Origin of the sequence: Scopulibacillus darangshiensis (assembly GCF_004341035.1) — a bacterium.
Taxonomy (GTDB): Bacteria; Bacillota; Bacilli; order Bacillales; family Sporolactobacillaceae; genus Scopulibacillus; species Scopulibacillus darangshiensis.
In genome coordinates this window covers 1-11612 of sequence record NZ_SLXK01000070.1, presented here as the reverse complement: position 1 = coordinate 11612, position 11612 = coordinate 1, and the positions used below count along the sequence as shown (strand labels likewise).

13 protein-coding genes and 1 pseudogene are annotated in these 11612 nt (G+C 43.1%); 10 read left to right on the top strand and 4 right to left on the bottom strand.

What is annotated here, in order from left to right; all coding sequences use genetic code 11:
• Positions 1–322 precede the first annotated feature (322 nt).
• Positions 323–1285 (bottom strand): L-threonine 3-dehydrogenase, encoded by a 963-nt coding sequence (locus tag EV207_RS22290; RefSeq protein WP_132748589.1) that lies wholly within the window; start codon positions 1283–1285, stop codon positions 323–325.
• 62 nt (positions 1286–1347) lie between these two features.
• Positions 1348–2541 carry a glycine C-acetyltransferase gene (locus tag EV207_RS22285; protein ID WP_132748588.1) on the bottom strand — a complete coding sequence of 398 codons (1194 nt, stop codon included), beginning with the start codon at positions 2539–2541 and terminating at the stop codon, positions 1348–1350.
• A 382-nt stretch (positions 2542–2923) separates the two neighbouring features.
• On the opposite strand from EV207_RS22285, the gene EV207_RS22280 reads away from it, so the two are divergent.
• The 7 genes from EV207_RS22280 to EV207_RS22250 all read left to right on the top strand — a co-directional run bounded on the left by EV207_RS22280 (position 2924) and on the right by EV207_RS22250 (position 7913).
• Entirely contained in the window at positions 2924–3337 is a 414-nt protein-coding gene (locus EV207_RS22280; protein WP_132748586.1) for a LiaF transmembrane domain-containing protein, read from the top strand.
• Between the two features lie 14 nt (positions 3338–3351).
• Positions 3352–4053, top strand: coding sequence for a PspA/IM30 family protein (locus EV207_RS22275; RefSeq protein ID WP_132748585.1), 702 nt, complete (start codon positions 3352–3354; stop codon positions 4051–4053).
• A gap of 87 nt (positions 4054–4140) precedes the next feature.
• Positions 4141–5013 (top strand): DUF4097 family beta strand repeat-containing protein, encoded by an 873-nt coding sequence (locus tag EV207_RS22270; protein ID WP_132748583.1) that lies wholly within the window; start codon positions 4141–4143, stop codon positions 5011–5013.
• A gap of 37 nt (positions 5014–5050) precedes the next feature.
• The gene (gene liaF / locus EV207_RS22265; protein WP_132748581.1) at positions 5051–5878 is read left to right on the top strand and encodes a cell wall-active antibiotics response protein LiaF; all 828 of its coding nucleotides are present in this window, start codon (positions 5051–5053) and stop codon (positions 5876–5878) included.
• Positions 5875–6930, top strand: a complete 1056-nt coding sequence (locus EV207_RS22260; protein ID WP_132748580.1) for a sensor histidine kinase — start codon at positions 5875–5877, stop codon at positions 6928–6930. The genes liaF and EV207_RS22260 overlap by 4 nt, the downstream gene beginning before the upstream one ends.
• A gap of 5 nt (positions 6931–6935) precedes the next feature.
• Positions 6936–7565 carry a response regulator gene (locus EV207_RS22255; RefSeq protein WP_132748578.1) on the top strand — a complete coding sequence of 210 codons (630 nt, stop codon included), beginning with the start codon at positions 6936–6938 and terminating at the stop codon, positions 7563–7565.
• Between the two features lie 15 nt (positions 7566–7580).
• The gene (locus tag EV207_RS22250) at positions 7581–7913 is read left to right on the top strand and encodes a hypothetical protein (RefSeq protein ID WP_132748576.1); all 333 of its coding nucleotides are present in this window, start codon (positions 7581–7583) and stop codon (positions 7911–7913) included.
• Between the two features lie 26 nt (positions 7914–7939).
• Here the strand turns inward: EV207_RS22250 and EV207_RS22245 are convergent, their stop codons facing one another.
• Positions 7940–8650: a DUF459 domain-containing protein gene (locus EV207_RS22245; protein ID WP_132748574.1), complete on the bottom strand. Its 711-nt coding sequence runs from the start codon at positions 8648–8650 to the stop codon at positions 7940–7942.
• 574 nt (positions 8651–9224) lie between these two features.
• On the opposite strand from EV207_RS22245, the gene EV207_RS22240 reads away from it, so the two are divergent.
• Positions 9225–9407 carry a hypothetical protein gene (locus EV207_RS22240; protein WP_132748573.1) on the top strand — a complete coding sequence of 61 codons (183 nt, stop codon included), beginning with the start codon at positions 9225–9227 and terminating at the stop codon, positions 9405–9407.
• 462 nt (positions 9408–9869) lie between these two features.
• Positions 9870–10757, top strand: a complete 888-nt coding sequence (locus EV207_RS22235) for a DMT family transporter (protein ID WP_243647208.1) — start codon at positions 9870–9872, stop codon at positions 10755–10757.
• A 59-nt stretch (positions 10758–10816) separates the two neighbouring features.
• On the opposite strand, the pseudogene EV207_RS23605 reads toward EV207_RS22235, so the two are convergent.
• Positions 10817–10894: pseudogene (locus EV207_RS23605) on the bottom strand (hypothetical protein); the annotation flags it as partial.
• A 188-nt stretch (positions 10895–11082) separates the two neighbouring features.
• On the opposite strand from EV207_RS23605, the gene EV207_RS22225 reads away from it, so the two are divergent.
• Positions 11083–11523 (top strand): APC family permease, encoded by a 441-nt coding sequence (locus EV207_RS22225; protein ID WP_132748569.1) that lies wholly within the window; start codon positions 11083–11085, stop codon positions 11521–11523.
• Positions 11524–11612 lie beyond the last annotated feature (89 nt).

The window sequence follows — 11612 nt, the reverse complement described above, 5'->3', positions numbered from 1 at the left end:
AGAGTGGGCAGGGTCAAGTGGTTTGGACTTGACGTTGCCACGGCATCATCTAAGCTTTGAAAAGTGAAGAATGGTCTGTTCAATTCGTCAAGAGAGTTGAGTACAATCCGTTATTTTGGAAAAGTGGTGTCCACTTTCTTGACAGAACTCCACACAGTCCTATACACTCATAAAATACAGCATTTTGCCACAAATAACGGAACCACAGTCCGATAAAAATCCTAACAATAAGTCACAATAAGTTATCCATAAGGTAACCATTTTATAATTTCCTAAACGACAAAGAAAAACCTTTTCAGTAAATCTGAAAAGGTTTTTAGTATTAGTTCACACACTTCTCACCAAGCTTGACCCTGAGCTTTGCCAGCATATCCTTAGTCATTTTAGCCAAATCAAACTCGGTCTTGAAGCCCCATTCCTGTTCAGCTGCGGATGGGTCAATCGAATTCGGCCAGCTTTCGGCAATCGCTTGCCTGACTGGATCGACATCATAGGTCAATTCAAATTCAGGAATAGTTTTACGGATTTCAACGGCAACATCCCCCGGCTCAATGCTCATCGCCGTGATGTTAAAAGCGTTGCGATGGATAAGTCTTGATGGGTCAGCTTCCATTAAATTAATGATGGCATTTAAAGCATCAGGCATGTACATCATGTCCATGTATGTTCCCTGGGCAATGTAAGAGGTATACTTTGCCTTTTGAAGAGCCTGATAATAGATATCCACAGCATAATCAGTGGTGCCGCCGCCCGGTGGCGTGACATAAGAAATAAGACCGGGAAAACGCACGCTTCTTGTGTCAAGGCCAAACTTCTGATGGTAATAATCACACAGCAACTCTCCGGAAACCTTGTTCACACCGTACATTGTTGTCGGGCGTTGGATCGTATCCTGGGGTGTGTTTTCCTTTGGTGTTGCCGGCCCGAATGCGCCGATGGAACTCGGCGTGAAGAATTGGCAATCTAGTTCGCGGGCTACTTCTAAAGCATTTACAAGTCCGCCCATATTAATATTCCAAGCAAATAACGGTTTTGCCTCAGCGGTAGCTGAAAGAAGCGCTGCGAGATGGATGATCGTGTCGACCTCATACTTTTTGGCAACAGTATGCATGGCACTTGCATCTGTAACATCGACAATCTCGTATGGCCCAGACTCAACGATGTCACCTTCCGTCTTACGGATATCAGTCGCCACTATGTTGGCGGAACCATACACTTCTCTCATCCGGGTAACTAATTCAGAGCCAATTTGGCCTAATGCTCCGGTCACCATAACTTTTTTCATAGCATTTCCTCCAAAAGAATGTTCTTGATGTTAATATATTTATACTTTTGACAGTGATTTTGTTAATTGAGGATGCCAAGCTCTTTTCCGACCTTTTCATAGACAGACAATGCTTGATCAAGCATTTCTTTCGTATGTGCAGCTGATGGCATGTTTCTTACCCTGCCAGTTCCCCGCGGTACAGTAGGGAATACAATTGATTTAGCATAGACGCCTTCCTCGTTAAGCCGTTTGCTGAACTCTTGTGTTTTTTTCTCATCCCCGATGATGACCGGTGTAATCGGTGTTTCGCTATTTCCAATGTCGAAGCCGATTTTTTTCAAACCGTCTTTAAGATTATGAACGTTGTCCCAAAGCTTATCTTGCAGCTCCATGCTGTTTGAAAGGATATCAATAGCTTCTATGCAAGCTGCTGCTGATCCAGGTGTTATGGATGTCGAAAATAAGAATGGACGGCTTTGGACCTTCAGCCAGTCAATAAGGTCTTTTCTTCCGGCAACATACCCGCCGACAACACCAATGGCCTTAGATAGTGTGCCGATTTGGAAATCCACCCGGTCAGACAGCCCGAAATGTTTCACCGTACCAGCGCCTTTACCTAGTACACCCGAGCCATGCGCATCATCAACATAAGTCATAAGATCGAACTCTTCAGCAATTTCCACTATCTCAGGAAGCTTAGCGACATCCCCGTCCATGGAGAAAACACCATCAGTAATGACCATGATTTTGTTATATAAACCAGATTCCTTTGCTTCCTTCGCTTTTGCTCTTAGATCATCCATATCGGAGTGGTTGACCCGAATGATTTTAGCTTTGGATAAACGGCAGCCGTCAATAATTGAGGCATGGTTTAACTCGTCGGATAAAATGGCATCATTTTTGTCCATGACCGCCGAAATAGCAGCCATGTTGCAGTTAAAGCCCGACTGGTAAGCAATCGCAGCTTCGGTGTGCTTAAACTCCGCAAGCTTCTCCTCAAGTTCGATATGGACAGCCAAAGTACCGTTGATTGTCCGCACAGCGCCAGCCCCGACCCCATATTTCTTTGTTGCATCAACACAAGCATCAATCATTCTGTCGTCCGTCGCCAATCCTAGATAGTTGTTAGATGAAAGGTTAATGAGCTCTCTTCCATTAATTTTGATCACCGGGCCATTGGCGCTCTCTAGTGTATCAATTTCGTTATATAGTCCCTTATTCTTCAAATCAGCCAGATTTTCTTTCAGGAAGTTCTCCAAAACATGGCTTGGCATATGAATTCCTCCTTAGAGTGTTGTTTACAGTATTTACTATTAATTTCTTAACATACAATTGTCCGCACCAAGCGAACAAATTATCTAAAGTGAACGTCTGTAATGATCATTCATAAGGTAACATAATAAGATATAAAAGTCTATAAAAGTGGAGAAAAAATCGCGTTTTAACTGCATCCGGCCAGTGCCTTTGGAAAACGGTTTCTTAAGTTGAACAATTGTCCGCCTAAGAGAGACACAAAGTGTATACATATCTAATGTGCTGCTATCAGTCTCATAGGAGGCCAAGACTAAGGTCTTAGATGAAAATCAAACCCTGGTGCGTTTTGGAAAACCGCCAATTTCCGTAAACTAAATGTAACGAAAGAAGGGAGGGAATTAAATGAATTGGAGCGGTAAAGCGTTAATCGGGCTTGTCCTGATCGTCTTGGGCGGTTTAACTTTCCTAGGCATGTTCGGCATCCATATAGGCGGGCTGATTGGTTTTGCTATTGCGTTGATTCTAATCTACTTTGGTGTCAAAAAAATTAAGGCTGGGCATAAAATCTTTGGCGCCATCCTATTGTTTATTGGCGGCATGATGTTTCTCGGCTCATTGCCAATGTTGATCACGGTGGCTGTTTCGGTGCTGCTTATTTACTTTGGCTGGAAGCTTATGAAGAAGAATGAGGATCATCTAGAACCTGAACCGGCGTTTTCAAGTCATGAAGGTCATACCTATAAAGATGTCAAGGGAGAAAGCAGCTTTGACAGTGAGTGGAAGAAATTTTTGAAACGCCAAAATAAAAACGATTAATAAGGAGGATTTACATGGTTTTTAAAAGAATGAGAGATATTGTAACAGCGACGATTCATGAAGGTTTGGACAAAATAGAAAATCCACAGGTTATGCTTAAGCAGTACTTAAGGGATGTGGATAGTGAAATTTCTAAAGCCAAACATACCATTATTAAGCAGCAGACACTTGAAAAAGGGTTTCAAAGCAAGATGATGGAAGCGGAAAAATTAGCCGGCAAACGGCAAACTCAAGCCCAGCTGGCGTTTGATGCTGGCGAAGAGGATTTGGCACGTAAGGCGCTTGCAGAAATGAAGCATTTTCAAGCAAAAACGGCCGAGTATAAAAGCCTATATGAAAAAGCCGGAGAACAAGTGCAGGAATTAAGAGGACAGCTTAGCCAGCTTGAGGAGAAATATGAAGATCTTAAAGACAAAAAGTATGCCTTGGTTGCAAGAGCCAACGCGGCAAAGGCGAAGCAGCACATACAATCATCCATTAACCGGATTGATTCAGAAAGCACATTTAAAGAAGTTAAGCGCTTGGAGGAACGGATCACGGAAATGGAAATTAAGGCAAATGCTTATGCCAGGTCAAGCAATGCTAGTGACAATCAGTTCATTGCTTTTGAATATGCCGATGAAGCAGAGAAAGAACTGGAAAAAATGCGTCAGGCAAAAGGGAACACAACTGAGGTTGATCAAGGCGCCAAAGGCAGCGGTAAGAAAGCTAACTAAATTGAACAAAAGAATGAACAGTGGGTGCCTCATCGGCACCCGTTCTTCCATTTTTGTTTATCAAAAAACGCGACCAGAGGGGATGTTATGAAAAAAATAATCGGGATTGTTATGATTGTTTGTGGTATTTTTATATTGTTCGGTATCCTCGCAAGCGGTGCCGGCAAACTCTTATCTTTTGGCAGTGATGAGAAAAAAGCCGCAAGCACGGCTGGGATCAAAAATATTGATATTGATGTGGCTCGCGCAAATGTCAATATTATTCAGCATGATGGGAATAAACTCGTTGCTAAAATAGAAAATAATAAGTTAACTGAACATATTAGGGTGACCGAAGACGGCAGCACAATGAAAGTCCGCCTTGATCACGGTCCGCTAAACTGGTGGCCTTTTGGCACTGTAAAAGTAGATGTGTATGTTCCGAAAAGTTATAACCAGAACATCGCCCTCTCCATCGGGTCCGGGAATGTTGACTTTAACAGATCCGGCGGAAGCATGTCCTTGAATGACCTTACGCTTGAAATAAGCTCCGGAAACATTGAATTGGAAAATTTGGAGGTCAACAAATTGAAAAATGACGTGCGGTCCGGTCGATTGAGTGTAGAAAACGTGACAAGTGATACCTCTTCATTTGACATAAAGTCAGGCAGAGTAAATTTGGATCATTTTACTGGTGAACTAAATGGCAACGTCTATTCCGGTCGCCTTAGTGCCGATATGGATAAACTAACCGGTCCTGTTAACTTAGATGTAAAGTCGGGCAGGGCGTCACTAGGTTTGCCGGATAACGCTGATTTCACGTTGGATGCCCATGCTGCAAGCGGCAGAGTAAGCTGTGATTTCCCGCTCAAAAATGCGGCAATGAACGGCGATACTGCGATAAAAGGGTCATATGGAAGCGGTAAATACCCAATCAAATTAAATGTGGCAAGTGGAAGAATAAGTGTTAATGACAGATAATGATAAAATCTAATAAAGAATATAGGAGGTGCTGCGGGTGCGTTTTCCGGGAAATCGAATAATTGGCTATACGATCGTCGTCATCGGGATCATGACATTTTTGGGCGTAATTGGCCTTGGCGCACTCATCGGCCCTTTCATTTTTGCAGCGATAGGTGTCTATTTTCTTAAAAAAGAACATAAATGGCTTGGTTATTTCTGTTTGATTCTTGCTGCTTTAATGTTGGTTGGAAATGTTTTTGAGGCTGTTTTCCGGATTCCAATAGGCGGGATTCTTATAGCGGCTTTGTTCATATATTTCGGCTACAGGCTTGTAAAAGGAAAAAGCAACCCGGATTTGGATGATATAGCGCCGAAAAAAAGGTCAAGAGGTGTCAAGAAGGAAGATATTAGAGATAACAACGATTGGATCGATGAAGAAGTTGAAAAGTTAAATGAAGAACAGAAGATCAACGAGGACAGTCATACAGACGGACCGGATATTCGGATCAAATCTCCGGAATTCCGCGGTTCCCTAATCGGTGATCTCAGGCTCATTAATCATCGCTTTGAACTTAAGGACATGAGTTTGTCTTATGGCATTGGTGACAACAAAATTGATTTGTCAAAGGCGATCATCCCAGAAGGCGAGAGCACGATTGTCATCAGCGGTTTAATTGGGGATGTCGATATCTATGTTCCTTATGATTTGGATGTCTCCGTCTCAGCTTCTGTAACAATTGGAAACCTTGAGGTACTAGGTTACAAGCAAGGCGGTCTTAACCGGCAAATCAATTTAGAGACCAAGGGCTATGATCAAGCAGTGCGGAAAGTGAAAATTGCCGTTTCTATTTTTGTTGGTGATATTGATGTGAGGTTTCTATGAACAGGAAAAGGCTAACCAATATTCAATGGCGTTTAACACGGTTTGCAATTGGAATTTGTGTGTTTGTCACCTTAGTCTTGGCGGGGTTGTTCCTAACTTATTATCACTTAGATATAAGAACAGTTTTCACTCTGCATTGGTTTAATGTCCCTTTTATCATAGTGTTATTGCTATTTGCAGTTATCGTGGGGGCTCTCTTTGGTTATTTGTATGGCAACACGATGAAAAGAAGACTTGAACAATTAGTGGCATCCATCCTTAAATTTGAGCGCGGGAACTTTGCCCATCGGGTGGCGGACCTTGGCGATGATGAAATCGGGTTAATGGCTGATCACCTCAATCAAATGGCTGACACGGTTGAAAAGCAAGTGGCTTCCTTGCAAAAGCTATCGACGGAAAAGGCGGAATGGAACGATCAGTTAAAAAAATCGGTTATTTCCGAAGAACGCCAAAGGCTGGCAAGGGAGCTTCATGATGCAGTCAGCCAGCAGCTGTTTGCGATTTCCATGATGTCATCAGCCGTACTGGAAAGCATGGGTCCTGGGGATGAAAAGGTAAGGTCAAGAATTGCCATGGTGGAAAAAATGGCAGGCAACGCCCAAAATGAGATGCGCGCCCTCTTGATGCATTTGAGACCGGCGACATTGGAAGGCAAGGGGCTCAAAGAAGGTCTTGAAGAGTTATTTGAAGAATTCAGAGCTAAGCAGCCTGTTGACATCAGGTGGGAGGTAGCGGACATCCCAAATTTAGCTAAAGGCATCGAAGACCATTTATTCCGAATCGTTCAGGAAGGCATGTCGAATGTGTTCCGGCATTCACAGGCAGCATCAGTTACGATTCGTCTTAGCATTGTTAACCGTCAGCTTTATCTTAGAATAATTGATAACGGTGTCGGGTTTGATATGGATAAGCCGAAGACCTCTTCATATGGCCTGCAGTCGATACAGGAGAGGGCTAATGAAATCGGCGGGGTTGCCGAAATTATTTCGTTCCCCGGAAAAGGCGTACAAATCGAAGTAAAAGTACCTATCCTTGATAAGGAAAGGAAGTGAGAAGTATGATACGCGTCGTGCTTGTTGATGATCATGAAATGGTGCGGATGGGGCTGTCAGCCTATCTTGAATCGCAAAAAGATATTGATGTTGTCGGTGAGGCGTCAGATGGCGAGGCCGGTGTTCAGCTTGCTATTAATGAGAGGCCTGATGTCATTTTAATGGATCTTGTGATGGAGGGAATGGATGGCGTCGAAGCGACAAGACAGATTTGTGCTTCGCTTCCGGATCCAAAAATTATTGTTTTGACGAGTTTCATCGATGATGACAAGGTGTACCCGGTGATCGAAGCAGGTGCTTTGAGCTATTTATTAAAGACATCCAAAGCGAGCGACATTGCAGATGCGATCCGTGCAGCGAGCCATGGCGAATCCGTCCTTGAGGCTAAAGTTACCGGGAAAATGCTGTCCAAAATGCGCCGTCCAGAAACAAAGCCCCATGAGACGCTGACAACCAGAGAGATTGAAATACTGCGTTTGATAGCGGATGGGAAGAGCAACCAGGAAATTGCCGATGCCTTATTCATTGCAGTTAAAACGGTGAAAACCCATATTACGAACATTCTCTCCAAACTTGATGTTGATGACCGCACGCAAGCAGCGATTTACGCTCATAGAAATAAACTAGTGGAATAGTTAAGGAGGCATTGTATGCTGACATATGGGATCGTGGATTCGAAACTGGACAAAGTGAAGCCTTTGGATGAGGAGTTAGTCTGCGAAAAAATTGAAGATACAGTAAGGGGCTTCGGACTTACCATGGCACAGAAGACCACCTTAAGCACCAAGAAGGGCTGTTCTCATTGGCATTTTAAAAAAGGTAAGGAAAAAGGCGTCTTGGAAGTAACGTATTGGCCGAAAAGACATGCTTTATGGCTTGATATCCACGATAATCGGCGGGTCGATTGGAATGTCGCAGTGATAGGGGATTTAGCAGCAGCCTTTGCTGGGTATTTCGGCGGAAGGGTTGAGATAAGCAGCTAAAAGCCGCATATAACGTGCGGCCATTTCTAAAAATTATATTCCTCTAATATTCTCTTCGTAATTAAATCATACCCGCGTTTGTTAGGATGCAGGGAGTCACTGAAATATTTTTGTGACTTTTCCTTAAAAAGGCCATTGGTTGCGATAAAAGTGACACGTGGGTATTGGTTGACAAGTTTTTTGCTTTTGTCATTCCATTTTTGCACGACGGATTCAATAGAATCAGAAGCAGGATAAGGGTTATAGAGTCCCAGAAAAAGAATGGGTGCCTGTCTATTTTCCTCGCGCAGGATCTTTAAGATCCGCTTTAAATTTTTTACATAATCGGCTTCCCCCATTTTAATTTCTTTAAGGTTAAGGGGAGCTAGATCACCGCCGTTGCTTTTAATCAAATCATTTGTCCCAATAAAGACAATAATATAATCAGCATCATCAAGCTCTTTGGTGACGCTGGGTTTATTTAATTGTTGCAAGAGACCATCGGATTGCTGGCCGGGAATGCCAAAGTTCCTGACGGTGACCTTGCCATGATAGTGTTTGTTGAACAGTGATTGAAGATTGGCAACATATCCATGGCCTGACTTGTCGCCATAGCCATATGTTAAGGAGTCACCTAAGGCTACAACCTTTTCTTCATGTGCATTGTTGAATGATACAGCATGCCTAGCGACCATTGTGACCACTGCGGCTAGTATGATAAGTGATGGAATAATGGCGTAATAGAAACCTCTTTTCACAATAAACCTCCTAAAGTACTACGGATACCCTTTTTGTTTATGAGTAAAACCCAGCACCAATATTTACAAAAACAATGTCACTTAATAATTTTAAAAAAGAGGAACGATGAAACCTTTGGATTTGATGAAGCATGCCGGTGTAGATATGTCTAAGCCGGATCCGATTCGAAAAGCAGTCGCCTATGTTGGCGCGTTGGTTGATCAGCTAGCCCTTGACTTTTAATAAGGTGTTTGATTAAAATGAATTAAATAAAAACTTGGAGGTCAAACGAATCCTATGAAGTAAACACATGTTTTCCTACGCGCTTGAATGTGAAAAGCAAGCTTAGCGGTTTCTGCCTTAGGAAGAAAAACGGGAGACGTGTGTTCTTTTTTGGATTTGTTCATCGGCGTCAAATGGCTGTCAATGTGTTTTATAACAAAAGCCATTTTTTTGAAATGCCGGCAACACCCGTCCATTTTCCGTTTTCTATGCAGGCAGAAGCCCTGCGTTTTTTTAAAATGGAGGAATGCCGGGTGTTTATTTTTCAGGCGAAAGGCAAACACCGCCGAGCAAGAGCGGGATAATGAGCTGATGCAACTTGAGCTGCAGCTGGCCCAGCTTATGTCAAAAGAACAAAGTGAGGACCCTGCTGAAAATGAACATCTCCTGGAGCAAATCAGAGCATTAAAAAGGGAAATTGATGACATCGAAAAAGTAAGAAGGGAGGTGAACCACATTCACCTCCTCATTTTTCGTGTGATGAGGGTAAGTTGATTTGATGATATTAGGACTTAAGTGTCCTCAAGAAGATTCAAGGGCAAAATAAAAAGGACACGCCATGTGCCCTAGCTTTTCGGTACCGGCTCCGCCTACGCCGAATACCATAACAACCACACTTGTTGTTCAACCTATTTCCATTATAACTGAAAGCGCTTACATAATCAACCCCATTTTTTAATAAATAGGGTAAAGGCCCAAGTGCCCATTTTAAGTTAATCAGAAAGTATAACTTTCTGACGCACATAAGTGCACTGGCTAAAGACGTAACATCCTGTTACAACGCCAGTACTAGCACGTCCTGTGCGTCGCAACTAAGCCTCTAGCTACGCCTATTAAAGGCTTGCCAATCGGCAAGTTTTCTTTATGAAAATCAAGCTAGAATATTTAAAAACAACATAATAGAAGCGTATAATGGGAAACAGCAAAAATTTGATTTGGAACAAGGAGGCCTTTATTTTGAAAACTTTTCTTGCTGTAGCTGTGACACTTATCTTATGGTCATCGGCTTTTGCCGGCATAAAGGAAGGGCTTGCCGGGTATAGCCCGGGTCATCTTGTTCTGATGCGTTTTTTGGTCGCTTCGGCCGTTTTTTTACTTTACGCCTGCACTGGTAAAATCCGCTTGCCTCGAAAAGAGGACCTGCCTAAAATCATTGGGTTGTCCCTAGCTGGTATTACGATCTATCATAGCTGCCTAACCTTTGGCGAAATGGCGGTGCCGGCCGGAACTGCGGGACTGCTCATTGCATCAGTACCAGCATTTACCGCCGTGTTTTGCTATTTACTCTTTAAGGAACGTATGACAAAACTCGGCTGGTCCGGGATTATTATAGGCTTTGTCGGCGTAGCTGTTATCAGCTTTGGGACACATCAGACGTTCGCCTTTGCCACAGGGGCTATTTTAATTTTAATTGCAGCAATCTCAACTACGCTGTTCTTTATTTTACAGAAGCCGCTGTTTTCGCGCTATTCTGCTGTGGAATTAACGGCTTATTTCACATGGTTTGGAACGGTTCCTATGCTAATGTTCAGCCATGGCATTTTCGAAGCTGTAGCGGCCGCACCGGCAGCTTCAACATGGTCGGCGGTTTATCTTGGGGTTTTGCCATCGGCTTTTGCCTATATTACGTGGGCGATTGCTTTGAAAAACGCTCCCGCGAGCCTCGTTGCAAGCGGACTGTATATTAATCCGCTCTTGGCTATTTTCATTGCTTGGATTTGGCTAGGTGAAGTGCCTCACTCGATTGCCTTTTTCGGTGGAGTATTCATCATTGCCGGAGTAATTTTAGTAAACTTTTTTGGCCAGCGCAAAACAAAGATCAAAAGGAAACACGCTGCCGGTTAATAAGGATGCATCGGTTAAAAGAGGCTTGAACGGGCACGCAAATGGTCGAATCGTGCCCGTCACTTTTGACAAACTGGGCACCGGAAAGATTTTTTTGAAGAAACATCGTCTCTGATGATTATCGCCCCGCAGCGGTGACACGTTTCCCCCTCACGGTTGTAGACATTAAAATAAGGTTTAAATCCGCTTCCGGAAGCTAAGGCATATTACCATTCCTTTTTGCTTCCGAGTATATTCGGATAAATGACAATATGGCGTTTAACCATTCTGAAAATAAGGAATTGAAAAATAAATATAGCCATAAAATCAAATCGGGAGGGGAATCATGGCGCATTCTAATAAACCAATAAAGGGGAAGTTTAAAAAGAGTTTAAACTTATTAGATCTCACTTTTTTAGGCATTGGTTCCATAATCGGTTCCGGATGGCTGTATGCAGCACAGAATGGCGCAAATATGGCTGGGGCTTATGCATGGATATCATGGCTAATCGGGGCCTTTGTCATTATATTAATCGGCATGGTATATGCAGAGCTGGGTGCAGCAATGCCGCGAGCGGGCGGGTTTATTCGTTATCCCAATTATACCCATGGCACACTTGTCGGATATCTCATAGGCTTTAGTGCAATGCTTGCCTATTCAAGTGTTGTTGGGATTGAAGTTGAAGCGGTCAGAGGCTATGCCCAATCTTGGTGGCCGCAGCTTGGTCAACAGGATGGTTCTCCGACGGCTTTAGGGATGACTTTCCAAATAGCATTAATTACCTAGATTATTCATAGAAAATCCTCAATAAGACAGAAATGCTTACCCATCAAGCGATTTCGTCATACTATTACGCATCAAATAAATGAAAAAAG